The organism is Enterococcus sp. 12C11_DIV0727 (assembly GCF_002148425.2).
GTDB lineage: Bacteria > Bacillota > Bacilli > Lactobacillales > Enterococcaceae > Enterococcus_L > Enterococcus_L lemimoniae.
The window spans coordinates 3,152,287-3,175,829 of sequence record NZ_CP147248.1 but is presented as its reverse complement, the minus strand read 5'-3'; the positions used below and the strand labels follow the sequence as shown (position 1 = coordinate 3,175,829).

General features: G+C 36.8%; 26 protein-coding genes and 1 tRNA gene. 4 read left to right on the top strand and 23 right to left on the bottom strand.

Annotation, left to right across the window (positions count from 1 at the left end; all coding sequences use genetic code 11):
• Positions 1 to 11: 11 nt before the first annotated feature.
• The 10 genes from rfbD to map all read right to left on the bottom strand — a co-directional run bounded on the left by rfbD (position 12) and on the right by map (position 9,207).
• The gene (gene rfbD / locus A5866_RS15160) at positions 12 to 854 is read right to left on the bottom strand and encodes a dTDP-4-dehydrorhamnose reductase (protein WP_086444940.1); all 843 of its coding nucleotides are present in this window, start codon (positions 852 to 854) and stop codon (positions 12 to 14) included.
• Positions 855 to 1,030: 176 nt separating this feature from the next.
• Positions 1,031 to 2,059: a dTDP-glucose 4,6-dehydratase gene (gene rfbB, locus A5866_RS15155; RefSeq protein ID WP_086444941.1), complete on the bottom strand. Its 1,029-nt coding sequence runs from the start codon at positions 2,057 to 2,059 to the stop codon at positions 1,031 to 1,033.
• A gap of 24 nt (positions 2,060 to 2,083) precedes the next feature.
• On the bottom strand, positions 2,084 to 2,656 hold the full coding sequence (gene rfbC / locus A5866_RS15150; RefSeq protein ID WP_086444942.1) for a dTDP-4-dehydrorhamnose 3,5-epimerase: 573 nt from the start codon (positions 2,654 to 2,656) through the stop codon (positions 2,084 to 2,086).
• 13 nt (positions 2,657 to 2,669) lie between these two features.
• Complete coding sequence (gene rfbA, locus A5866_RS15145; protein ID WP_086280314.1) at positions 2,670 to 3,539, bottom strand: glucose-1-phosphate thymidylyltransferase RfbA; 870 nt, start codon at positions 3,537 to 3,539, stop codon at positions 2,670 to 2,672.
• A gap of 126 nt (positions 3,540 to 3,665) precedes the next feature.
• On the bottom strand, positions 3,666 to 4,379 hold the full coding sequence (locus A5866_RS15140) for a glycosyltransferase family 2 protein (protein ID WP_086444943.1): 714 nt from the start codon (positions 4,377 to 4,379) through the stop codon (positions 3,666 to 3,668).
• Complete coding sequence (locus tag A5866_RS15135; RefSeq protein WP_086444944.1) at positions 4,380 to 5,213, bottom strand: glycosyltransferase; 834 nt, start codon at positions 5,211 to 5,213, stop codon at positions 4,380 to 4,382. It abuts the gene before it with no gap.
• Positions 5,213 to 5,992, bottom strand: a complete 780-nt coding sequence (locus tag A5866_RS15130; RefSeq protein WP_086444945.1) for a glycosyltransferase family 2 protein — start codon at positions 5,990 to 5,992, stop codon at positions 5,213 to 5,215. The genes A5866_RS15135 and A5866_RS15130 overlap by 1 nt, the downstream gene beginning before the upstream one ends.
• Before the next feature lie 240 nt (positions 5,993 to 6,232).
• Positions 6,233 to 7,369: a glycosyltransferase family 4 protein gene (locus A5866_RS15125; RefSeq protein WP_086280300.1), complete on the bottom strand. Its 1,137-nt coding sequence runs from the start codon at positions 7,367 to 7,369 to the stop codon at positions 6,233 to 6,235.
• A 133-nt stretch (positions 7,370 to 7,502) separates the two neighbouring features.
• Complete coding sequence (locus A5866_RS15120; protein ID WP_086444946.1) at positions 7,503 to 8,417, bottom strand: YihY/virulence factor BrkB family protein; 915 nt, start codon at positions 8,415 to 8,417, stop codon at positions 7,503 to 7,505.
• A 25-nt stretch (positions 8,418 to 8,442) separates the two neighbouring features.
• Positions 8,443 to 9,207: a type I methionyl aminopeptidase gene (gene map / locus A5866_RS15115; RefSeq protein WP_086444947.1), complete on the bottom strand. Its 765-nt coding sequence runs from the start codon at positions 9,205 to 9,207 to the stop codon at positions 8,443 to 8,445.
• A 944-nt stretch (positions 9,208 to 10,151) separates the two neighbouring features.
• Between map and A5866_RS15110 the strand changes: the two genes are divergently transcribed.
• Positions 10,152 to 10,595, top strand: a complete 444-nt coding sequence (locus A5866_RS15110) for a flavodoxin (protein ID WP_086444948.1) — start codon at positions 10,152 to 10,154, stop codon at positions 10,593 to 10,595.
• Between the two features lie 69 nt (positions 10,596 to 10,664).
• On the opposite strand, the gene A5866_RS15105 is transcribed toward A5866_RS15110, so the two are convergent.
• Positions 10,665 to 11,237 (bottom strand): TetR/AcrR family transcriptional regulator, encoded by a 573-nt coding sequence (locus A5866_RS15105; protein ID WP_086444949.1) that lies wholly within the window; start codon positions 11,235 to 11,237, stop codon positions 10,665 to 10,667.
• Between the two features lie 253 nt (positions 11,238 to 11,490).
• Between A5866_RS15105 and A5866_RS15100 the strand changes: the two genes are divergently transcribed.
• Entirely contained in the window at positions 11,491 to 12,729 is a 1,239-nt protein-coding gene (locus A5866_RS15100) for an aminopeptidase (protein ID WP_086280285.1), read from the top strand.
• Between the two features lie 60 nt (positions 12,730 to 12,789).
• On the top strand, positions 12,790 to 13,443 hold the full coding sequence (locus tag A5866_RS15095; RefSeq protein WP_086444950.1) for a uracil-DNA glycosylase: 654 nt from the start codon (positions 12,790 to 12,792) through the stop codon (positions 13,441 to 13,443).
• 94 nt (positions 13,444 to 13,537) lie between these two features.
• On the opposite strand, the gene A5866_RS15090 is transcribed toward A5866_RS15095, so the two are convergent.
• A tRNA-Arg gene (locus A5866_RS15090) sits at positions 13,538 to 13,611 on the bottom strand.
• Between the two features lie 89 nt (positions 13,612 to 13,700).
• Entirely contained in the window at positions 13,701 to 13,823 is a 123-nt protein-coding gene (locus A5866_RS15085) for a hypothetical protein (RefSeq protein ID WP_086280278.1), read from the bottom strand.
• A gap of 178 nt (positions 13,824 to 14,001) precedes the next feature.
• On the opposite strand from A5866_RS15085, the gene A5866_RS15080 reads away from it, so the two are divergent.
• Positions 14,002 to 14,148, top strand: coding sequence for a hypothetical protein (locus A5866_RS15080; RefSeq protein WP_176271339.1), 147 nt, complete (start codon positions 14,002 to 14,004; stop codon positions 14,146 to 14,148).
• A 52-nt stretch (positions 14,149 to 14,200) separates the two neighbouring features.
• On the opposite strand, the gene A5866_RS15075 is transcribed toward A5866_RS15080, so the two are convergent.
• The 10 genes from A5866_RS15075 to A5866_RS15030 form a co-directional block, all read right to left on the bottom strand.
• The gene (locus A5866_RS15075; RefSeq protein ID WP_086444951.1) at positions 14,201 to 15,397 is read right to left on the bottom strand and encodes a GNAT family N-acetyltransferase; all 1,197 of its coding nucleotides are present in this window, start codon (positions 15,395 to 15,397) and stop codon (positions 14,201 to 14,203) included.
• 254 nt (positions 15,398 to 15,651) lie between these two features.
• Positions 15,652 to 17,055 carry a PTS sugar transporter subunit IIC gene (locus tag A5866_RS15070; protein WP_086444952.1) on the bottom strand — a complete coding sequence of 468 codons (1,404 nt, stop codon included), beginning with the start codon at positions 17,053 to 17,055 and terminating at the stop codon, positions 15,652 to 15,654.
• Between the two features lie 270 nt (positions 17,056 to 17,325).
• Positions 17,326 to 17,739, bottom strand: a complete 414-nt coding sequence (locus tag A5866_RS15065; RefSeq protein ID WP_025872033.1) for a DUF3284 domain-containing protein — start codon at positions 17,737 to 17,739, stop codon at positions 17,326 to 17,328.
• Entirely contained in the window at positions 17,739 to 17,936 is a 198-nt protein-coding gene (locus A5866_RS15060; RefSeq protein ID WP_086280269.1) for a DUF3188 domain-containing protein, read from the bottom strand. The genes A5866_RS15065 and A5866_RS15060 overlap by 1 nt, the downstream gene beginning before the upstream one ends.
• Positions 17,937 to 17,956: 20 nt before the next feature.
• Positions 17,957 to 18,175: a hypothetical protein gene (locus A5866_RS15055; protein ID WP_086444953.1), complete on the bottom strand. Its 219-nt coding sequence runs from the start codon at positions 18,173 to 18,175 to the stop codon at positions 17,957 to 17,959.
• Positions 18,176 to 18,249: 74 nt separating this feature from the next.
• Positions 18,250 to 19,704: a PTS sugar transporter subunit IIC gene (locus A5866_RS15050; protein ID WP_086280266.1), complete on the bottom strand. Its 1,455-nt coding sequence runs from the start codon at positions 19,702 to 19,704 to the stop codon at positions 18,250 to 18,252.
• 132 nt (positions 19,705 to 19,836) lie between these two features.
• On the bottom strand, positions 19,837 to 20,157 hold the full coding sequence (locus tag A5866_RS15045) for a PTS lactose/cellobiose transporter subunit IIA (protein ID WP_086280263.1): 321 nt from the start codon (positions 20,155 to 20,157) through the stop codon (positions 19,837 to 19,839).
• A gap of 28 nt (positions 20,158 to 20,185) precedes the next feature.
• Entirely contained in the window at positions 20,186 to 20,506 is a 321-nt protein-coding gene (locus A5866_RS15040; RefSeq protein ID WP_086280261.1) for a PTS sugar transporter subunit IIB, read from the bottom strand.
• 214 nt (positions 20,507 to 20,720) lie between these two features.
• On the bottom strand, positions 20,721 to 22,118 hold the full coding sequence (locus A5866_RS15035) for a glycoside hydrolase family 1 protein (RefSeq protein ID WP_086444954.1): 1,398 nt from the start codon (positions 22,116 to 22,118) through the stop codon (positions 20,721 to 20,723).
• A 134-nt stretch (positions 22,119 to 22,252) separates the two neighbouring features.
• The gene (locus A5866_RS15030) at positions 22,253 to 23,536 is read right to left on the bottom strand and encodes a PTS sugar transporter subunit IIC (RefSeq protein WP_086444955.1); all 1,284 of its coding nucleotides are present in this window, start codon (positions 23,534 to 23,536) and stop codon (positions 22,253 to 22,255) included.
• Positions 23,537 to 23,543: the final 7 nt, after the last annotated feature.

Genomic DNA, 23,543 nt, shown 5'->3' with positions numbered 1-23,543 from the left:
TAATCTATAACTTAGTTTGAAATTGAAGCCAACATCATTTCCAACGCTTTTTCCCAAGTAGGAATATCAAAACCTAGCGCTTTTGTCTTACTAAGATCCATCACAGAATATTTAGGTCGAATTGCTTTTTGAGGGAACTTACTTGAATCCACTGGTAAAATTTCAACCTCAGTATCTTTTAAAATTTCTCTTGCAAACTCATACCAATTACAGCTATTATCATTGGATAGATGATAAATACCATAAGAAACTTTTTCTTTTATAACAAACACCATAAATTCAGCTAAGGTTCTAGTCCAAGTCGGTCGACCAAATTGATCATCGACAACCGTTAATTGATCGCGTGTTTCAGCTAGTTTTTGCATTGTAAAGACAAAGTTATGCCCATATTGACCAAATACCCAAGAAGTACGGATAATATAATATTTTCCCATAATTTCCTGAACAATTTGCTCACCTAATAGTTTAGTGCGACCATATTCATTTTGTGGATTCGTTTGATCATCTGTTTTATACATCTCATCTTTTTTCGTACCATCAAAAACATAATCTGTACTAATATACACTAACGTTGCATCTACTGCTTTTGCTGCAAGTGCTACGTTGCGCGTACCCTCTACGTTGATTTTCTCGTCTAATTCTTTTCCTTCATCTTCTGCCTTATCCACAGCAGTGTACGCCGCACAATGGTAGATTACTGTCGGTTTTAACGTCGTAATATAAGCCATTGTTTTTTCTGCATTTGTAATATCTAGTTCTTTTGAATCAGTGGAAACGTATTTTGTTCCCTGTTCATCTAATAAATGTCGTAGTTCCGTTCCTAATTGTCCATTACCGCCAGTTATAAGTATCATTTTATTTCCTCCTTTGATAAGCAAACAGCAAGAACTTTATTCTTTCAGCCTGTTATCAATTCGTATTTAGAGCGTGAAGCAAAACCATTTTTTAGTTTTGTTCCACGCTCAACAAGTCACTATTTAATCACACTCGGTTAAATCAGATGTAAGATATTCTCGAAATAGGATAGCGATTATTGACCGTTCTTCGCATAGTTGGCTTCGACAGCTTCTTTATCTGCTTTCCACCAGTCTGAATTCTCTGTATACCACTCGATCGTATCCGCTAAGCCATCACGGAAATTAGTAAATTCAGGAGTCCAGCCTAATTCTTCCCGTAATTTTGAAGAATCTATTGCATAGCGTAAATCGTGTCCTGGACGATCGTTTACATGTTCGTACGCATCTTTTGGTTGACTCATCAGCTCTAAAATCAATTCCATTACTGCTTTATTATCTTCTTCTCCATCGGCACCAATCAAGTAAGTTTCACCGATTTTTCCTTTTGTCAGAATCGTCCAAACAGCAGATGAATGATCATTTGTATGAATCCAGTCTCTAACATTTTTACCAGCACCATATAATTTAGGTGTGATTCCGCTCAAAATATTGGTAATTTGACGTGGAATGAATTTTTCAATATGTTGGTATGGTCCATAATTGTTAGAACAGTTAGAAATTGTTGCTTGTAGGCCAAATGAACGTCCCCAAGCTTTAACTAATAAATCCGAGCCTGCTTTTGTTGAAGAGTAAGGACTTGATGGATTATAAGGCGTTTCAGCAGTAAATTTTTCACCTGCGCCTTCGCCATGTCCTGGTAAATCTTCTCTTAATGGTAAATCACCATAAACTTCATCAGTCGAAACATGATGGTAGCGCACATCATTTTTACGGCACGCTTCGATTAGCGTATAGGTTCCAATGATATTCGTTTGTACAAAGGGAAATGGATCATTCAATGAGTTGTCGTTATGTGATTCTGCCGCATAATGAACAACCGCATCTGTCTTCTTCACTAATCGATCAACTAACTCAGCATCAGCAATGTCACCTACAACTAATTCAACACGATCGGCAGGTAATCCTTCAAGATTTTTTTTATTTCCTGCGTAAGTTAATTTATCTAATACCGTCACATGAACTTCTGGATGGTTGTTTACTACATAATGAACAAAGTTTGAGCCGATAAATCCAGCTCCACCAGTAACAATGATGTTTTTCATCTTCAAGATCTCTCCTAGATTTTTTTAGATTTCACCATAAATAAAAGAATTCTCTGCTTCAAATTCTTTCAATGTCGGGTGATTTTTATCTTTTTCAGACGTAATTGCTTTTTGGATATCGATCGGCCAATCAATCAACAAATCAGGATCATCAAAGGCAATCCCGCCATCTGCAGCTGCATTATAGTAATTGTCACATTTATACATAAAATTAACATTCGGTGTCAATGTTACAAAACCATGTGCATATCCTTTAGGCACCAGTAATTGACGATGGTTGTGTTCTGATAAAATGTAGCCTTCCCATTGACCATAAGTCGGACTCCCTTTGCGGATATCTACGATCACGTCTAATACTGCCCCGGTTACAACACGAATTAACTTCGTTTGAGCGGCTTCCCCTTTTTGGAAATGTAAACCGCGTAATACGCCAGCTTCACTTGAAAGAGAATGATTATCTTGTACAAAATCAAAACTCAAGCCTTGCTCAGCAAATTTTTCTTTTGAATAGCTTTCCGTAAAGAAGCCACGGTGATCACCGAATACATCCATTTCAATGATTTTAACGTCTTGTAATTTTGTGTCGATTACTTTCATTTTGTCTTCGCTCCTAGTCTGTTTCTGCCAATCTTAATAAGTATTGTCCATAACCATTTTTCTTTAATGGCTGTGCTAATTCTATCAACTGATTTTTTGTGATATAGCTCATTCTATAAGCGATTTCTTCTAAACAAGCTACTTTTAAATTTTGTCGCTTCTCAATCGTCTCAATAAAAGTCGATGCTTCTAAAAGCGATTCATGGGTACCAGTATCTAACCAAGCAAAGCCTCTACCCATTAGTTCAACTGATAATTTATTTTTTTCTAAGTAGACTTTATTAACATCCGTAATTTCTAATTCGCCACGATCAGATGGTTTGATATTTTTTGCGATTTCGATCACATCGTTATCATAAAAATACAATCCAGTCACCGCATAATTTGATTTTGGCTTTTCTGGTTTTTCTTCAATAGAAAGAGCTTGCATATTGCTGTCAAATTCAACCACACCAAATCGTTCTGGATCATTCACGTGGTACCCGAAAACGGTTGCTCCGCTTTCTTTTGCGGCAGCACGTTGTAACATATTAGACAGTCCCCCGCCATAATAAATATTGTCACCTAAAACAAGACACACACTATCATCACCAATAAACTCTTCGCCAATAATAAATGCTTGCGCTAATCCGTCTGGGCTTTCTTGTACAGCATATTCAATATGAATCCCAAGATCTTTCCCGTCCCCAAATAAACTTTCAAAACGAGGTGTGTCATCGGGTGTAGAAATAATTAGAATTTCCTTGATACCTGCTAACATCAATGTCGACATTGGATAGTAAATCATTGGTTTATCATAGATAGGCATTAATTGTTTTGATGTTGCTTTCGTTAACGGATATAATCTGGTTCCACTTCCTCCAGCTAAGATGATCCCTTTCATGAAAAAAACTCCTTATACTATTTTTTATTGTCATTTACTAACATTACTAATTGCTATTATTGCATTATTAGCAATGATTGTCATTCATTTTAAGAATATTTTACAAAACTGTAAAATAGCCATTTTCTATGAATTAAAAAAAATTCTTTTGAATAGAACATAACTAATTGCACAGCGCCATTTCAATTGTTGAAAAAAGCTGGCTTTTGTATTGATTTCACTCGCATTATTGTTATGCCTGCGATACAACGTAAGTGTTTGCGGAATCAAAGCACTTTTATTTTTATAGGCTGCAATTAAACCGATCCACATATCATGCATAGGCACTTTAGCTGGTATAGGCAAAATCCTTGATTTAAGACTGCCACGAAAAGCCATCCCTGCGCCAATATATTTATTTTTCACGATGTTGTGAAGAAACCCTAATGCCACCTTTCGATACTCAAAGTAAGATGGTTCAATGACTTGTAACTGTTCATCAACGATCACTAAATCACTAATAACCAAATCGATTTTAGGGTTAGAAGCAAAAAAACTCAAGGTTGTCTGGACTTTTTCTGGCAACCAAACATCATCTTGATCAGCCAAAAAGATAAAGTCTCCCTGACTTTGATTAATTGCAAACTCAAAATTAGCAATCACACCTTTGCCGGGACCTTTAAAAAATTTGATTCGTTCATCTTGCGCTGCATAGCGATTGATGATAGTCATTGTCTCATCCTTAGAACCGTCATCAGAGATGATCAGTTCATCAGAAGCAGTCATTTGAGGTAAAATACTGGCAAGTTGCTCTTCTAAATATTTTTCTCCATTATATGTTGCTATACAAATTGAGATCATTTATTTTCCTTTCATTAGTAATCGATACTCTAAAAACGTACGTCGCCAAATGTTCCGATTCTTAACAAGAAAAAATTGTTTCACCGATCTTAGCAACAAATGTCTTCTGTGAATATAAAATTTATTCTGATCATATTTTTGATAAAAAAGACTTTCAGCTCGAATAATCGATTCATATCTTTCACTACTGAGTGTTTCATAATTAAAAACTGATAGCTCATGTTCTAAGTGATGATCTAAGACACGAATTTTTTTATTCAATTGACAAATTTTCCAAAAAAGCCAATGATCTAAAAAATCTAAAGGAAACTCTTGATTAAATGAACCAATACTTTTTAAGACTGTTTTAGGCAACGCGGTTCCAGAATTAATGCTCATAATCTCTTGTGAGTAGATGCCAGCTTTAGGCAACTCAGAATGACGTCCGATATAGTCTTCTGAAAAGACAGGCGAAATTTGTCTAGCCTGAGCGAAAACCAGTGGAACATAAGCAGCAATCGCTTCATCCAAGGTCAAGGTTAAGAGCGCGGCAAGATAACTATCATCCAATAATGTATCTTGATCAAGCAGTAATAGAAGATCGCCTTGAACCTGACTTAAAAACTGGTTGCCAGCATTATAAGCCTGTGCCAAGCCAGGATTTGTTGCATCATGGATATACCGTACCTGAGCATGCTGAAATAATTCATTAACTTGCGGTTCAAGACTATTATCATAAATGAATAGGTAGACCGACTCATTTTCAGTCAGTGCTTTTTTGATAAGACCGTAACTTGGAGTCTGAGAGAATTCAGTCTGATATAAAACAATTGTAATCACCAACTTATTCTCCACTAAAAAAACCTCCAACCCCATTTGTTGAAAAACTTGATCATCGATTGCATAAATATCTTAAATAATTTTTTGTTTTTATGTGCACCTTTTTCATACAAGTGCGTTACAGTTTCAAAAGGAGTATACAAAATTTTATACCCTACTTTTCCAAAACTCAAACAAAGATCATTGTCTTCAAAATACATGAAGAATCGCTCGTCAAAACCACCGATTTGTTTAAATTTATCGATATCGATGACCATAAAGCAACCGGACCCCATTTTAATATAAGAAGTTTGATCGTCTGGTAAGTCACGACATTCATAATACCTCAGCCGTTTGTCAAATAGCTTTTTGACCGATTGAAATGGAACAAAACGCAACATGTAATCAAATACGTCTAATTTCTGACGGACTAAGTATTGAGTCGTTCCATCTGAGTTCAATACTTTGGGACAGACTGCGGCAAGTGGCTCTTCTTGTATTCGCTGAAGCATCTTATCCAACGCCTCTTTTGTAAGCAAAACATCTGGGTTAAAAATAACAGCATACTGTGTATCAACTATTTTTAGTATCTGATTATGACCGTAGCCAAAGCCTTTATTTTCTTCTGATTTATGCATGGTAATAAACGAACCATACAGTTCAAGTTGGTTTATATACTCTTGTTCAGAAGCATTATCAAATATATGTATATCATAAATTGACTCTAGGCCGAGTTCGAGTTTTAAATTATCAAGCACATCAAAAATATGACGGCTATTGTGAGTAACAATGGAAATTGTTATTCTATCATTCATATTTTTGCACCTCGTTTGAAATAAGATAAATTCAGCCAGTGATTTTAGACTAGCTTCCTTTACCTATGCGTTTAGCTATCAAAAATGTTTTCTAACAGAGAACATTCTATGCATCAATTTTTTATTTGAATTCTAGGAAAGCGGAGCAAAACTTACTGAGTCTTACTCCGCTTTTTCCGTTTACCCAATCAATAAATTATAGCACAGCTTAAAAAAACAGCAAAGATTCTTACGATTTATTTACTTTTTCTTAGAGTGTTTTCCTAATCTTTTTTCTAACTGTTGATGACGAAACTCTCGATTGCCAAACATCCGCAAAATATACATCAACGGCTGATGATTTTCTCCAACTAAACCAATCATTTCAATAAACAATTCTAGCCCAATCGCACTAAAAACAATCAGTAGAATCGAAGCAACATTACTTGCATAGCTAAATAACAATGCGACAAATGAAAAAACCAATGCCAAACCGTAAATTGTCATGACTGCACCTTTATGTGTAAAGCCAAGTGACAACAATCGATGATGTAAATGCATCTTATCAGCGGATGAAATCGGACGTTTATTCATTAGTCGACGAATAATCGCATAGACTGTATCCGTAATTGGTACACCTAAAATAATCATTGGTGTAATAACCGTGATAAATGTCGCATTTTTCAATCCTTGTAAGGACATCACTGCAATCATAAAGCCTAAAAACAATGCTCCTGTATCCCCCAGAAAAACTTTAGCTGGATAAAAATTATACGGAAAAAATCCCGCAATGCTAGCAACTAAGATAAAAATCACAATCGGAATATAAACTGTTTTAGCATGAAGGAAAAAGTAGCCGATCACACCGATCGTTGTTAAACTGATGATTGAAACACCCGATGCAAGTCCATCTAAACCATCGATCAGATTGATGGCATTTGTAATAGCCAAAATCCAAAATAGTGTCAGTGGCAAACTAAGCCAGCGTAAATCAATATGTCCAAAAAACGGCAAAGTTACAGCATCGATCCGAATATCCGCTACAAAATAAATGACTAAAGCACCTAACAGAATCCCTAGTGTTTTTTTCTTTGGCGACAATTCGTAAATATCATCGATCAAACCTGTTGCAACCACAATCCCCGCACCTAAAATAATTGGCCAGATATAATCAACTGGTATAATCGACTGAAACATAACTAAACAAGAAAAGGCAAAGACAAAATAAATGCTTAGACCACCTGCTGTCGGCATGATTTTAGTATTTACTCTTCTTTCACCTGGAGCATCATAGGCGCCTATTCTAAAAGCCAATAATTTAATAATTGGCGTTACAATCAGCGATAAAATAAACGTCAGAAATAGACGAATAAAAATTTCATAAATAAACATCGACATGCTGAACCTACTTTCTTAATGTACATCGTATATTATACCGAATCATTCCACATTTACAAGTTGGAACAGGTGTTTCCACAACTTAGGAAAAGCCTGTGTTCCTAATCATTTATCTGAACCAAAAGCAATCGAGCTATTTCTTTAACTTTTCTTTTATTTTATCAACTAAACGATTAATCAACCCATAGCGATGCTGGATTTTTTCATTTGACAGATATTCTTTGACAACAGCATTGATAATACCACCTAAAATAATGATCGTAGCTGCAAAATTCAGCCATAGCATCAAGATGATAAAGCTTCCTATAATTTGATAACTAGCGATCTTTGAACTGAAATACGTAATATAGAGTCCAAACACTTGAGATAACAACATCCAGCCTACAGTTGCAAATACAGCACCAGGCACGATGGAACGAAAGGTCAGCTTAGCATTGGGAACAACCCGATAAATCAAACACATGATCACTAAAAGAACCAACGAGGTTATCGGCCACTTTAATGCTTGGAAAGTATCAATAAAATCAGTGGAAAAATGAAAAATCGGTTGTAGTAAGTCTAAAATCGTTTTACCTAATCCTAAGACACCAACTACACCTACAATTGCTGTCAAAAATAAGAGAATAACAAACAACGACATTAAACGGACAATAATAAAGTTTTTTCGCTGCTCAACACCAAAAGCCTTGTTCATTGCAGTTTGTAAAGCATTAATACTTTGACTGGCACTCCACAAAGCTGCTAAAGCAGAAATAGAAAGCAAACTGCCAGATCGTTGTGTTAGTAATGACTGAATCGCTGGCTTTAAATCATTGAAAATAGCCTCTGGGATCGCTTCTGCGATATAAGGCAGAACATCATTTGGATCAATATGTAAATACGGTAGGAGATTTCCTACCGCAATCAATAGAGGAAACAAGGACAAAAGTAAATAGTAAGCCACCACAACAGATGTATTACCTATTTCCGAATCGACCATTCGATTTTGTGTCGTTTCTATGAAACGCATCAGGTTCTTGTTACTCTTTACTTTGTTCACTAGTTTCATAAAATTCTCCTCTAATTTAAGTTCATTAGTATGTCAACTCTTCTCCTTGAGAAGTCAAAATTTTCGGACCCTCTTTCGTAATTGCCAACGTATGTTCAAATTGACAACTGAGTCCCCCGTCTAAAGTATACGCTGTCCAGCCATTTGGATCCATTTTCATACGCCAAGTTCCAGTATTGACCATCGGCTCAATGGTAATAACCATTCCTTCTTTTAAGCGCAACCCTTTACCTGCTTCACCATAGTGAGGAACAACTGGACTCTCATGAATCGTCGGACCAATGCCATGTCCTACAAAATCTCTTACAACAGATAAATTTTCACTTTCAACATAGGTTTGGATCGCATGACCAATATCACCAATGCGATTACCGACTTGTGCTTGTTCGATCCCTAAGTACAACGCTTTTCTGGTTACTTCCATTAAATGGTCTAATTCAGGTGTTGAGTTTCCTACAACATAAGCCCAGCAAGAATCTGAAACTGCTCCTTTTAAATCAATACACATATCTACTTTGATCAAATCACCATCTTTTAATGGTTTTTTCCGAGGAAATCCATGACAAATTTCATCGTTGATACTGCAGCAAGTAGCATATTTATAGTCCTCAAAACCAATTTGGGCAGCAATGCCGCCATGACTTTCAATAAAGTCTCTCACAAATACTTCAATATCCCAACTTGTCACGCCAGGTTTAATAAACGTACGTAAATGACGGTGAACATCTGCCAATAACTCTCCAGACTCATCCATCATTTCAATTTCTCTTGGTGATTTTAATGTAATCATTTAATCTCGTCCTCCTAAATTTAAAAGCTGAAAGAGCTCATTCAGCCTTGACAGGAAAATAGGAAATTATAACTGAGGTGTTCTTTACCTCATTTATAATTTATCTTTTTCCCGAAAGGCTACCTCTCGAAGCTAGATAACAATAAAAGTGCAGTGGGCTCGTTCAGGCTCGTAGAAAAATAGGAAAACAGGGTTGTGACGCTTTTTGTCACAAGCATATTTTGTCTTTTTTCATAGAGACTAGCCCACGTAGCTAGATAACACTAAAAGCGTAACGGGCTCGTTTAAACTCGTAGAAAAATAGGAAAAGATAGTTGTGACGCTTTTTGTCACAGATAGCTTTTATCTTTTTTCATAAAGTTTAGCCCGTGTAGCTAGATAACTTACGGTCACAACATTCCGCTTTGCTTCACCTTGTACTTTTCAACATCAGTTCACTTCGTTCACTGTGTTTCAAAGCAAAAGCTGAAAGGCTAGCTCTCGAAGCTAGATAACAATAAAAGTGCAGTGGGCTCGCTCAGGCTCCTAGAAAAATAGGAAAATAGGGTTATGACGCTTTTTGTCACAGGCAGATTTTATCTTTTTCATAGAGACTAGCCCACGTAGCTAGATAACACTAAAAGCGAAGTAGGCTCGTCCAGTTCTGACTGAAAAATAGGAAAAATTGACTGTGGCGCTTTTTGCCACATTCCATTTTTATCTTTTTTCCGAAGAGCTAGCCCACGTAGCTAGATAATCTTTATCTAAGAGTATTTTATCATAATTTGTGAAAATTTCACTGAAAAGTCATTGTTAAACATTATTTTCATCTTTTTTCTTCTTCTGATCCACTACAAACGGTGCTATTAAAGCAACTTCATCATTTTTAGCTTCAATTTTGTAATTTACATGACCTTCGTTTTTCTGATATAATCAAGGTTGTATTATTTGAAGGAGGAAATCTAATGACCTTAGCTAAAATCGTTTATGCAAGTATGACTGGAAATACAGAAGAAATAGCAGATATCGTTGCTGAAGCTTTAGAAAATTTAAATATTGAAGTTGAGATCAACGAATGTACACAAGTGGATCCTGAAGACTTTGAAGATGCAGACATTTGCGTTGTCGCAACTTACACATATGGTGATGGTGAGTTACCTGATGAAATCGTAGATTTTTATGAAGAGTTACAAGAAATCGATTTATTTGGAAAAACGTATGGTGTTTGTGGTTCTGGTGATACTTTTTACGATGATTTTTGTAAATCAGTGGATGACTTTGACGCTGTTTTCACAAAAATTGGTGCTTCAAAAGGCGCAGATAGTGTAAAAGTTGATTTAGCTGCTGAAGAAGAAGATATTCAAAATCTCGAAGCTTTTGCGAAAAAACTAGCAGAAGCTGTAAAATAATTATTGAAACAATTAAAGACCAGAACAAAACTCAATGCGTTTTGCTCTGGTCTTTTCTTTTTAGTAGATCTAACTATCGATATCGATTGGTTCATCACGCTCTAATATCTGATCGATTGACTCTTTCATCAAGTGCTCGATTTGTTGCTCGCTTGGATGAATGATTCCAGATGTCATCAACGCAGCAATCCCCGTTGCGACGATCCACGTTCCCATATGAAGAGAATTGATCTCTGTATCATTTAATTTTTCATAATCCGGATCTTGTTTGACCGCGTTGGAAAAATAACTGTACGAAAATTCCTGCATTCTTTTTCCGCCACCGTACTCTTCCAAATATAGCGCACGATATAGTTTACTTTCATTTTTAGCAAAATGGATATAATTTAAAGCTAAGTCGACAATCGTATTGCCTGTATGCGCGACAGGGAATACTTCTTTTGCTAAATATTGATGGATCTTTTCAAACAGTTCTTCTTTCAGATCATCCATATTTTTGAATTCCAAATAAATTGGTTGTGTTGAGCATTTCATTTTGGTTGCAATGTTACGTGCGGTGAATTTCGAAAAGCCTTCAGTGGCCACTACTTCGTATGCAGCATTTAAAATCTGATCTTTAGTAATCGTTTTTTTTCTTGCCATAATCTTTCAATCCCCTCTACCTATCTTACAACGCTTCCATATAAATACTACAGTTATTGTAACACGATTTGTTTATTCTGCAAAATACTAGTCCTTCGTTTCAAATTATTTTGTTTAATTGATTACACGGGTCTTTCAAGGCATTTTTCTAAGAATTAAATAAGCTCTTAATGCTGTTCGATTGTTTGAGTTCAAGCTCTGTACGTGTTATGATATTCACGATTATACAAATGCAAAACTAGGAGGCTATTCTATGTCATTACCAAATTTTAATGAGATCTTAAAGAAATACGCTAGACTGATTGTTGAAACTGGTGTTAACGTTCAAAAGGGACACAGCATCGTTTTACAAATCAGCGTTGATCAAGCACCACTAGCTCGTTTGATCACAGAAGAGGCTTATAAACTTGGGGCTGGTGAAGTGATCGTTCAGTGGAATGATGATCTTGTGCAACGTGAATTTTTACTGCATGCTGATGAAAAATATTTGGATACTATTCCTCAATATAAAATAGATCAAACAGATGACTGGGTTAACAAAGGAGCTAGCCGTATCAGTGTTGTCTCTGCTAATCCCGATGCTTTAGCAGGCGTTGATGCTGATCGTGTTGCCGCTTTTCAAGCTGCTTCCGGCAAAGCATTGGTCAACTTAAGAAAAGCAACACAAGCGAATAAAGTCAGCTGGACAGTCGTTGCTGCTGCTGGCAAAGAATGGGCTGCTAAAGTTTTCCCTGACCTAACAGACAGCGAGTCTCAAGTAGACGCTCTTTGGGATGAAATTTTTAAAACAACTCGTGTGTATGAAGCAGATCCAGTTGCAGCTTGGAAAGCTCATGACAACAAATTAGCAACCAAAGCGGACGAATTAAATAAAGAACAATTTAATGCTTTGCATTACACAGCTCCAGGCACTGACTTAGTGATTGGATTGCCTAAAAACCATTTGTGGGAAGGTGCTGGTAGCGATAACGTTCGTGGCGAAAAATTCATGGCCAACATGCCGACAGAAGAAGTCTTCACTGCACCTGATAGACGTCGTGTTGATGGTGTTGTCTCTAGTACTAAGCCACTTAGTTATGCTGGAACAACGATTTCTGGTATGAAATTTACCTTTAAAGATGGAAAAGTCGTTGATTTTTCTGCTGAACAAGGTGAGGAAGTATTAGGTAAATTACTAGAAACAGATGAAGGTGCACGTCATTTAGGTGAAGTCGCATTGGTTCCAGACCCTTCTCCGATCTCTCAATCTGGTATTATTTTCTACAATACTTTATTTGACGAAAATGCATCAAATCATTTAGCTTTTGGCTCTGCCTATGCTTTTAATCTACAAGGCGGAACAGAAATGAGTGAAACAGAATTAGAAGCAGCTGGTTTAAACCGTAGTCATACTCACGTTGATTTCATGGTTGGATCAGACCAAATGGATATCGATGGTATTCGTGAAGATGGTACACGCGTTCCAATCTTCCGTAATGGTGATTGGGCTTAATATTAAAAACGTACTGATCAACTCGATCAGTACGTTTTTTTAGAAAGAAGATGTTGAACTATGGACTATCCAACTACATTAGTTGAAGCAGTCTCACAGAAAGTACACGGTCACAACTTAGAAGGCTTTCTTTCAGGACAAGGACCTAAACATGCCCCTTTAATGCTCATAGGAGAAGCACCAGGTGCAACAGAAATAAAAACATCTATCCCATTTAGCGGACGATCAGGAAAAAAGTTAGATAGCTGGTTGGCTGAGGCTGGCTTAGAACGAAAAGAAATTTATATTACTAGTGCAGTAAGAAGCAGACCCTTCACCATAAAAAAACAACTTAACAAACGAACTAGAATCATTGAAACAAAATATCCAAATCGAACACCCACCAAAAATGAAGTTGTCTCTTTCGCCCCATTACTAGACTATGAAATCAAAACGATCCAACCAAAAATCCTTGTACCAATGGGCAACGTTGGTTTACAACGATTGCTAGGACACAGCTATAGGATTTCTGCTTACCATGGCAAGTTACTCCATTTACCGATTCTTACTTATGCAAAAGAGAAAAACCAACTTGTTGCGTCCAGTGATCTCTATACGCTATTTCCAATTTATCATCCCGCAGCTGTTTTTTATAATCAAAAACTTGAAGCTATAATTCAACATGATTGGCTTTTACTAGCTAAAATCATCAAAAAAAATAGGCAAAATAATTAATAAATAAGAAGAAAAAAGTGGGACAGAAGCATTTATTCACACTTAGGGTCCGAGACAAAAGTAAATACCACTTTTGTCTCGGACCCTTTTTTTACGTTCCCGACTGGAATCGAACCAGCGGCCTATCGCTTAGGAGGCGATTGCTCTATCCTACTGAGCTACGAGAACATTCACTTACTTATTTTAGAAGTCTTTTCAGTCAGTGTCAATGGAAAACAAAAAGAAAAGGGATGGGTTATGCCCCATCCTCTTTCTTTTTATTTCTTAACGTTCTTTTTTCCTTTCAACATCTTAACTAAATAGAGCCCACCTATGACCACTGCTAATGTTTTCCCGATTTTACCATTTCTTGCAACTTTTTCTTCTTTCGTTTTGCTCACAGTATTCACTACCTTTCATTTTGCACTTTTATTCGTCTCTTTGTCTTATATTATAAGGAGTTTTCATCCGTTTCGCTAATGATCCGCTTATAGTCAAAAAATTCGCAAAGGCTTTTCATCGATGTTAAGGTTGAGCTATACCATTTATGGTAAATAAAGAGAATACAGAGGTGCTTGGATGAGTGATCAAACAAAAGAAAATGTATTTGCTGAGCGACAAAATAGTTACAAACAAGAAAAAGAGGCGATTTTCAAAGAAGCTTTGAAAGACTATCATGAAGAGCTCTCAGGAGAAACGACGGAAAATGACGAAAGTAAGGGATAAATTTAAATAGGCTAAGTGAGCATTGAAACAACTAACTCACTTAACCTATTTTTTAAAAGTAATCCGCCAAGAGCGGCACGCCTTTTACTAAACGTTGGTCCAATGACTGAATTTGTTTTCTTGATCCTGTCATTTTTCCATAAAAATGTAATTCACTACCCTGACGATACCCCATAAAAAGTTGAGTTAATACTTGAATTGAGCTTACAATCAAGTCTTCTTCTTTCAATAAGTTAGGAATCTGACTAACTTTATTTACGACGCTTTGGCCCTCTTCCGTTATTTGTAACGACCAAATCCCTTGATTCCATGGGCCATAATTATCTTCAACTTTAAGATAATACATTTCTTCCTTCCCAACCTCAAACGGATACTTAGCTAGAAAGCTTTCTAAATCAACAATTCTAGCCATCATAAACGGGGTGGTTTTCATTTCTACTAACGGAGATGACATCAAATAGCTTAAATTTTCACCATCAAACCCTGTCTCCAAACGAAACTCTCGTGATGAACCGTTATGAGAACCGATAAAACGGGTGATCGATTGAAATGCTTGATTCGTCAAATAGCCCCATTCTTTAATGTCAAAATACTCCGCACTAGATTGGTAAATCAAATACCCCTGAGGATTCCCTTGTTCATCTTCGTAAATCGCAAACTGATTCTTTTCTTCCAAACCAAATGTATAATCCAACCACCAAGTCTCTCGAATCACTGCCCCTTTTTGATTACTTGACAACTCAGAATAAATTTTCTGACAACTATTTTTTGCCTCTTCATAGGTGAGCCGTATCATCTTGCCTGAAACGGCTTTGACATTGGGCCAATCTGCCGCTTTAACTGTATAGCTAATTTGCTCGAATAATTGTTCAAAACCATATTTTCTATAAAATGGATAGGAGAATGGCGCCAAGTAAGCGAGCTCGATCCGATTTTCAGCTAACTCTGTTAACAGCTGTTTCATAATAGTTGAAATGCCGCCTTGTCCGCGATACTCAGGGTAAGACGAAACGCAACCAATACCGGCCATTTGATAGCAAGTCCCATGAAACGCTACTCGAAATGGTGTAGAAATAACTTGACTTGTTAAGGCATTCTCTGCAAAATACCCGTAATTCTGGGATTTTGCAACAATCTGATTAAATCGTTCTTTTCGCTCCTCGGTTTTAATTGAATTGAATGCATATGCAGCCAAATCAAACATCTCATCAATTTTTTCTACTCCCATAAGACGTACTTCATTCTTCATTGTTCTCCACCCTAACTAAAAGTAATTTTCTACTTTTCATTGTACTCCAATACAAACGGATGTCCAGAATAAAAACGACCCTTTTCATTACGCAAAAACGAGAGCGAGACAAAACCAAAAATACGTTTTGTTTCACTCTCTAAACCGAACAAATACTTTCGTCTCGGCCTCATTCCATATCTTATTCAGCATTTCTAAATTGAATCACTCTTTAATTCACTAATCATATTCGATCCAACGCTTAGATTTGTTTTTTATTCTTCTGGTTCACCTAAATTAGGGTCCATTTTATTTGCTGCGATGACAAAAGGAGCCCAAATCACGAATGCGACAGCTAAGTTGACCAGCGTCAGAACGATCGCCCGCCAGTCACCCGCTGTTGCTAAGAAACCACTTATGATCGTCGGCATGACCCATATCACATTCACAACGACAGGATTCACTAATCCGGCCATCGTTGCAAAATAAGCGATCGTAGCTGTTGCTAATGGCGCTACAATAAAAGGAATCAACATAATCGGGTTCAATACAACTGGCATCCCAAACATCACTGGTTCATTGATATTGAATAAGCCAGGCCCTATGCCAAGTTTGCCGACTGTTTTATAGTCTGCACGTTTTGATAAAAGTAGAATCGAGATAATCAAGACTAAGGTAACACCGGCACCACCAGGCCAAACGAACGCTTCAAAAGAACCCGCAACCCATTTATAGGGAATTTCTTGTCCTTGTTGGTAGGCATTGGTATTGTCTACCATCGCTACACCATAAATCGATTGTAAAACCGGCGACATGATATTGGTTCCATGCAGTCCGAAGAACCACAAAACATGTACTAACAACACAATCAATAGAACAGCGCCATAACCTTGAGACAAACCAAGCAATGGCGTTTGAATTGATTCAGAGATCCAGTCAATCAATAATTTCCCTGTCAATTGTTCAAATACATGATAAATCAGTCCTGAAACATAAAGAGCTGTTACCCCAGGAATAATTGCGGCAAATGCTTTTGAAACAGCCGGTGGCACTGAATCAGGCATTTTAATAACAATATTTTTCTTTATCAATTTAGCAAAAATAATAACAGAAATAAACCCAAAAATCATTGCTGTAAATAGGCCTGTTCCCCCCATATATTTACTAAACGGGAAATACCCCCAAGCACTAGCATCAACTGCCGAAACACCATCAACTGTATTAACCGTCGCACCAGCATCCGTAAATAGTTGCGCAATATTTTTTGGTAATTTTTCAGCCAAGGTAACAGTCGCTGTTGAACTTTGTGGCAAGCCAATGAAAAAAGCAGCTAATGAGACTAGCATACCTGATAATGCATCGACATCGTAAGCTCTTGCCACGTTATAACCCAAAGATGCGGCAAACACAACAGCCATGATTGCTAGCGTTCCCGTCCAAACCAATCCATTTATCGCAATCACGGGTGTAAAGAAGCTAGTGATTGCATTGCCTTCTCCTAAATACGTATTAGGAAAATCGCGCATAAATGCATTTAATAAAACAGCAATCGCCCCAGCCATCGTAACTGGCATCATACCAATAAAGGCATCCCTTAATGCCACTAAATGTTTTTGCGCTCCAATCTTCGCAGCTACAGGTAAAATATACCTTTCCATCCACGCTGTTAATCCATTCATTTTTTGTCCTCCCAAAAATTTATTTATTTAAAAAGTTTGCACTCTTCAAAACAGCCTCATACCCCCTAAAATAAATCACTTATCCACACAAAATATCGTATCAATATAACCTTACATTCTTATAATAAGCAAAAATCATGCCAAATTGATCTAGACCAAAACCGCACGATATAAAGCGCTTTCTCAACACAGTGTTTTTACACACAAGTTACACTGTGTATTTTGTGTGTAAAAAAACCCAAAAAAAAGAGTGCCTATATGACACTCTCATCAATATGATTCTTCCATCATTTTTAACATTTTAGTAAACTGACGTTTTTTAAAAAACATCAGGATCGTACCCAGTACGGCATCATTCATTTTTTGTAAAAATCCATATGATTCCATTTTCTCGTTATAACGAATCTCACACGATTTTTCATCTAATGGTTTGATATCATATTGAACCAAGAAATCATTTTTCGTTGTTGATGTGCGAAAATGGTAAGATGTATTTTCAACAAGTTTTTCTACTTTGATCCGCGCTCGGCTATTTTTTGAAAATTGCTTAACATATTCAAAGTTATTTAATTGTTTTCTTGTTAAACTTTTGCCCGTATGCTTTCGTATATCAAACAAAACAGAATCCATGACTTGGTCATAAAAAACAGATGCAGGAATATTCATTTTTTTTATAATTTCCATTATCTTTTCACCTCGTTACTCTCTTTCTTATTTTGTTCTTCTTTCTTTCTGCCTTTGAAGAAAAAATACCCTCCAACAACCACTAAGAAAATACCTGTAGTCATACTTAACAAATCATACTTCATTGATGCAGGATTCAGCGCATATAAAATTATAATTAAGCCGATACTACATACAAATAAACCATTTCTTACCATTTTGCATCCATCCAATCTTTTTAAACTGCAGCCGCTTGGAAGAACAAGACACCGCCCCAAGGTTGTGCTTTGATAATTTCTTTTGCTTTTTTTGCTGCTTCTTCTTTATCGCCAGTTACATCAAACGTTAATTTGATTCCTTTTTTTTCTTTGAAAGTGTATGTAAAATCGCCACCGTCATAGCTTTCTAATAAATTCTTGATTTCTTCTTGTTGCATTGCACTCGCAATTGTAATCATTTTAAGCTCTCCTTAACAATAAAGTAGTTGCTCTCACCTTGTCAAAGGTGAAAGCAACTTACTATTTAGTTTTTTTATTCAAAATCAGTTGGTTCCATTCTGTTGGCCGCTATAACAAACGGTGTCCAGATTAGGAACGTTACAACCATACAGACAAGTGTCACGATCGGTGCTCTCCAGTCAGCTCCTGTTGCTAAGAATGATAGCAAGACTGGTGGAACAACCCACGTTACTTGTTGTGAAACTGGTGCTACTAAACCAAAGTATGTTGCTAACCAGCCGATTGTTGTTGCAACAACTGGTGCTACTAAGAATGGTACAAACATGATTGCATTTAATACGATTGGTAAACCAAACATGATTGGTTCGTTGATGTTGAAGATACCAGGTCCTAATGATAATTTACCAACAGTTAGGTAATCTGCACGTTTAGAGAATAGCAAGATAGCAATGATCAAGACGATCGTACCACCTGAACCACCAAACCATGCAAAGGCATCAAATGAACCACGAACCCACATATAGGCTTTTCCATCATCAATGGCTTTCAAGACAGCTGGCGTACCAGTTAAGCCTTTGTAGCCTTTTTGGAAAATATCGATATTGATCAATTGCGCTTGTCCCCAGATACCTTCTAAAACTGGTGCCAATACGTTTGGACCATGAATCCCGAAGAACCAGAAAATTTGAACGAAAATCGTTACGATCAATACGGCACCTAAACCTTGAGATAGTCCCAAGAATGGTTCTGCAATATATTTTTGGACTAGATCGATGATCAATTGTCCACCTGTTAATTTACCTACTACAAAGTTGATAATTGCAATAACATATAATGCGATCGTTGCAGGCAAGATAGCTGCGAACGCTTTTGATACTGCTGGCGGAACTGAATCAGGCATTTTGATTGTGATATTCGCCAACATTAATTTACAGAAAATGATAACAGAAATTGCACCCATGATCATTACGGTGAAGTATGCGTTACCATTTAAGTGATCTAATTTTAACCAACCCCAACCACCGGCTGTTAATCCTTCGGCTGTTGCTGACCAACCACTTGTTGCAGTGTTTTCATTGATTGTGTTCATTAATTCTTTTGGAACCGCTGTTTCTAATGTATTAGAATAAGCAAATGCAATCCCTTGAATCAATGTTGCCAACCCAACGATACCACCCGCTAAGTCATTTACTTTGTATGCTCTTGCTAGATTATAGCCCCAAGAAAAGGCAAAAATCAAGCCGGCAATCGCCAAAGTACCATTCCAAACAAATCCGTTGATACCAATAATAACGTTAATAACTGCAAAAATCCCTTTATCTGCAGCAAGATTGGCTGCATAATCAGAGAAAAATTGTTGCGGCAAGTCACGAATCATCGCGTTGATCATTACGGCAATCGATCCTGCCATTGTTGCCGGCATTGTCCCGATAAAAGCATCACGAAGTGCAACTAAGTGTTTTTGCGCACCAATTTTACCGGCCACAGGTAGAATGTATTTCTCCATCCAGGCTGTTAATCCATCCATTTTTTAATTCCTCCTATAAATAATATTTATTCAAAGAGCGATAAAACTCTTTAAAACAAAGTAGTAGTTAAAGTCCCGTTCAAAAAACTTTAACCTCTATTTTCTTCCGTTCAAAAAAGAAAATGATACAGCTTATTCGTTGTCCATACGACGATACAGATCAATGATTTCTTTTGCTAAATCTGTAAATGCAATCGATGTCATTAAATGATCTTGACTATGAACTGTCAATAACGTCACTTGGATATGATTTCCTTGTGCTTCTTGTGTTAACATACCAGTTTGAGAATGATGTGCTTGGACTAAAGATTCCTCTGCATCAACAATTTTTTGATCTGCTAAGTCAAAATCGCCTGCTTTGGCAGCCGCAATCGCTTCCATTGCATCGCTTTTAGCATTGCCTCCATACATGATAAGTCCCATAACTGCTTCTAAATTTTGTTGATCTTCCACGTTTGTAACTCCGTTCATTGTTTTATTTTTACTGATCCATCAAAGCGATTGCTTGATCTAAGACTTTTTCGCCATTCATCATGCCATAATCAGACATGTTGATCACGTCAAAAGGAATTCCTTTTGGTGCTAATTTTTGCTCAAATTGTGATTTCATGAAACGTACTTGTGGTCCTAAAAGTAATACGTTTACATCTTTAGCTTCTAGGTTGTTGTCTGCATCTGATGCCGATACTGCAAAAATATCTGCTTCCATTCCACGATCTTCTGCTGCTTTTTGCATTTTTGTTACTAATAAACTGGTACTCATTCCTGCTGAACATACTAACATAATTGTTTTTTTAGCCATTTTTTACACTCCTTCTAATAGTTGTTGTACTTACACTTTTATATAAAGCAAGAAGTGTGCCAAATAGATGTATAGACCAAATTCAGTAATAGCACGGTTTTGGTCTATACGTCTTTGTGTACACACTAATAAATCCACAATACACACTATCTTTTGTGTGCGTTTTCTTTACCTTTAAACCAACGTTTGAACCGTTTTCAACATAAAGTGTTTTTTAATTAAAACCATTATTTCTTGTCAGTTCTTTGAACCAGTAGCCACTTTTCTTGATTGTTCGCTTACCTTCTTGTTCTAAATCAACTGCAATAAAGCCATAACGGTTTTTATAAGCATTTAGCCATGACCAGTTATCCATACACGTCCACATGTGATAGCCTTGAACTTGGCTGCCTTCTTGAATAGCTTGATGAACCCATTTTAAATGATCTGTCACAAATTCAATCCGATAATCATCTTCGATCATGCCATCAGCATTTACAAAGCGTTCTTCTCCTTCAACACCCATACCATTTTCAGAAATATAGCAGCGGATATTGCCATAGTTTTCCTTCAAATTTATTAAGGTATCGTAAATACCTTTTTCATAAATTTCCCAACCACGATATGGATTCATCTTTTTACCTGGCATATCATATACATCATAGAAATCTTCTGGTAAAATACTGTTCCCTGCAATTTCCACAGGAGTCTCTTTCGCTTTTACTCTGCGCGGTTGGTAATAATTAACCCCTAAAAGATCGATCGTATTCTTTGCTATTGTTTTTAGATCTTCTGGTGTTGTTATAGGCATTAAATCATTTTCTTTGACCCATTTTATAATATCTTCTGGGAAATGACCTTTAACTGCCGGATCTAAGAATGAGCGATTGAATAAGCCATCGACTAAACGTGCCGCTTCAACATCTGCTTTATTTTGTTCATCTCTTGGGTAAGTAGGTGTCAAATTAAGCACGATCCCTATTTCACCATCTAAATCCAGACTATGATAAGCCTCAATTGCTTTAGCGCTGGCTAGCGCTTCATGATAAGCTACTTGAACACCGTGCTTTAAGTTGACTTCATCAGGATAGTGCCACCCGTATAAATAGCCACCTTCAACTGGTACGATCGGCTCGTTGTGTGTAAACCATTTCTTCACACGATCGCCAAATAATTCAAAACAAGTTTTAGCATAAAAAACATACTGATCAACGACTTCACGATTAAGCCAGCCGCCTTTTTCTTGCATCGTCATCGGCATATCAAAGTGATACAAATTAAAGAAAGGCTCAATTCCATTTTCTAATAGACCATCAATAACCTGATTATAAAATTCAACCGCCTTTGGATTGACTACTCCAGTCTCAGGATCAGGAATCAGACGGCTCCATTGAATCGACGTGCGAAAAGAATTATGACCTGTTTCTTTCATCAGTTGAATATCTTCTTGATACTTTTTGTAAAAACGTGACGTTTTATCTGGCCCTACATTGTTAAAGAATTTTTCAGGTTTTTCTTCATACCAAAAATCCCAGATATTTTGCGCTTTTCCATCACCTTCAAAAACACCTTCTGTCTGTGGGCCACTAGCTGCAGATCCCCACCAAAAACCTTTTGGAAATTGATAATCCATCATTGTCATCTCCTATAAATTATTTTCATTTGAAAATAGATAAAATCTCCTTACGGTTGAGAAAAAATGATTACTCTTTTTCTCTCAACCTCTCTTAAGGAAATTTTATCTATTGGTTACCTGCTTAAGCTTGGTTATTTGCTTTCTTGTGCTTGTGCTGCTGCTTCTTGTTTCAAGAATTGATCCGTTGCTACTTTTACAAACGGAATATAAATCAAGACAGAAATCGCTAAGTTAACTGCAGCTAAGACACCACCAGCAATACTCTTAGTTGCTAAGAATCCGCCAATGATCGGTGGTGTTACCCAAGGTGGCATAAATGTAGCCGCTGGAACTAAACCTGTTGATGTTGCAATATAAGCCGTTGTTACAAGAACCATTGGCGTAATGATAAATGGAATAAACATGATCGGATTTAATACGATCGGCAAACCAAACATTACTGGTTCGTTAATATTGAAAATACCTGGTGCTAAACTTAGGTTTGTAATGACTTTAAATGGTTTGTTTTTGCGTCCTACTAAGAAAATGGCAATCAATAGACCTAAAGTAGCACCTGTTCCACCTAAATTGACAAAAGAATCAAAGAACGGTTTGTTTACGATATAAGGAATTTTTTCCCCTGCTTCTAAGGCTTTGATATTTGCATCGATTGCTGGAACATTGATCGTTTGCATCAAAGGATCCACCATATTCGCTCCATGTAGTCCGAAGAACCATAAGAATGGTGTAATAAAAGCTAATAATAACGCTGAAGGATAGCTATTTGCCAATCCCATAAATGGTTTTTGAACGGCCTCATAGAATGAAACCACAATGTTGTCGATTCCAAGACCTAATAAAATAGATGTGATCAAACTGAACAAGCTGATCGTGATCATCGCAGGCAATAATGCCGCAAATGATTTTGCAACCGCTGGCGGAACGCCATCCGGCATTTTAATAACTAATTTGTCATTCCCAACTAATCTTTGGAATAATTCACCTGAAATAAGTGCAATAACTAATGCAATAAATAATCCTGTAGCATCCATACCACTTAGTCCGCCAACAGCAAAGAATGAAGCAACTGAAACAGTTCCTGCTGCAATACCATCTTTACCATAAGATCTCACTAAGTTATAAGCCACTAAAAAGGCAATTAAAACTGAAAAAATTGCAAATGTTCCGTTCCAAATGTTCCCACCAAAGCTTTTCCAAATTGGTGCATCATTGGCAATCATTGGAAATAGTTTATCCATTAATTCTGGAAATCCAGGAATCGGTAGATTGTTGATCAAAACTGCAAGTGCGCCTAAAATCATTAACGGCATCGTTACCACAAAGGCATCACGAATTGCCACCAAGTGCCGTTGTGCTGCAATTACTGAAGCTTTCGGCATAAAATATTTTTCCATCCATTGAACAAATTTGTCCATCGTTTGT

What these genes read in the sequence shown, in the direction of transcription:
- rfbD (WP_086444940.1), bottom strand. Translation starts at nt 854, where the DNA reads ATGATACTTATAACTGGCGGTAATGGACAATTAGGAACGGAACTACGA.
- rfbB (WP_086444941.1), bottom strand. Translation starts at nt 2,059, where the DNA reads ATGAAAAACATCATTGTTACTGGTGGAGCTGGATTTATCGGCTCAAAC.
- rfbC (WP_086444942.1), bottom strand. Translation starts at nt 2,656, where the DNA reads ATGAAAGTAATCGACACAAAATTACAAGACGTTAAAATCATTGAAATG.
- rfbA (WP_086280314.1), bottom strand. Translation starts at nt 3,539, where the DNA reads ATGAAAGGGATCATCTTAGCTGGAGGAAGTGGAACCAGATTATATCCG.
- A5866_RS15140 (WP_086444943.1), bottom strand. Translation starts at nt 4,379, where the DNA reads ATGATCTCAATTTGTATAGCAACATATAATGGAGAAAAATATTTAGAA.
- A5866_RS15130 (WP_086444945.1), bottom strand. Translation starts at nt 5,992, where the DNA reads ATGAATGATAGAATAACAATTTCCATTGTTACTCACAATAGCCGTCAT.
- A5866_RS15125 (WP_086280300.1), bottom strand. Translation starts at nt 7,369, where the DNA reads ATGTCGATGTTTATTTATGAAATTTTTATTCGTCTATTTCTGACGTTT.
- A5866_RS15120 (WP_086444946.1), bottom strand. Translation starts at nt 8,417, where the DNA reads ATGAAACTAGTGAACAAAGTAAAGAGTAACAAGAACCTGATGCGTTTC.
- map (WP_086444947.1), bottom strand. Translation starts at nt 9,207, where the DNA reads ATGATTACATTAAAATCACCAAGAGAAATTGAAATGATGGATGAGTCT.
- A5866_RS15110 (WP_086444948.1), top strand. Translation starts at nt 10,152, where the DNA reads ATGACCTTAGCTAAAATCGTTTATGCAAGTATGACTGGAAATACAGAA.
- A5866_RS15105 (WP_086444949.1), bottom strand. Translation starts at nt 11,237, where the DNA reads ATGGCAAGAAAAAAAACGATTACTAAAGATCAGATTTTAAATGCTGCA.
- A5866_RS15100 (WP_086280285.1), top strand. Translation starts at nt 11,491, where the DNA reads ATGTCATTACCAAATTTTAATGAGATCTTAAAGAAATACGCTAGACTG.
- A5866_RS15095 (WP_086444950.1), top strand. Translation starts at nt 12,790, where the DNA reads ATGGACTATCCAACTACATTAGTTGAAGCAGTCTCACAGAAAGTACAC.
- A5866_RS15080 (WP_176271339.1), top strand. Translation starts at nt 14,002, where the DNA reads ATGAGTGATCAAACAAAAGAAAATGTATTTGCTGAGCGACAAAATAGT.
- A5866_RS15075 (WP_086444951.1), bottom strand. Translation starts at nt 15,397, where the DNA reads ATGAAGAATGAAGTACGTCTTATGGGAGTAGAAAAAATTGATGAGATG.
- A5866_RS15070 (WP_086444952.1), bottom strand. Translation starts at nt 17,055, where the DNA reads ATGAATGGATTAACAGCGTGGATGGAAAGGTATATTTTACCTGTAGCT.
- A5866_RS15065 (WP_025872033.1), bottom strand. Translation starts at nt 17,739, where the DNA reads ATGGAAATTATAAAAAAAATGAATATTCCTGCATCTGTTTTTTATGAC.
- A5866_RS15060 (WP_086280269.1), bottom strand. Translation starts at nt 17,936, where the DNA reads ATGGTAAGAAATGGTTTATTTGTATGTAGTATCGGCTTAATTATAATT.
- A5866_RS15055 (WP_086444953.1), bottom strand. Translation starts at nt 18,175, where the DNA reads ATGATTACAATTGCGAGTGCAATGCAACAAGAAGAAATCAAGAATTTA.
- A5866_RS15050 (WP_086280266.1), bottom strand. Translation starts at nt 19,704, where the DNA reads ATGGATGGATTAACAGCCTGGATGGAGAAATACATTCTACCTGTGGCC.
- A5866_RS15040 (WP_086280261.1), bottom strand. Translation starts at nt 20,506, where the DNA reads ATGGCTAAAAAAACAATTATGTTAGTATGTTCAGCAGGAATGAGTACC.
- A5866_RS15035 (WP_086444954.1), bottom strand. Translation starts at nt 22,118, where the DNA reads ATGGATTATCAATTTCCAAAAGGTTTTTGGTGGGGATCTGCAGCTAGT.
- A5866_RS15030 (WP_086444955.1), bottom strand. Translation starts at nt 23,536, where the DNA reads ATGGACAAATTTGTTCAATGGATGGAAAAATATTTTATGCCGAAAGCT.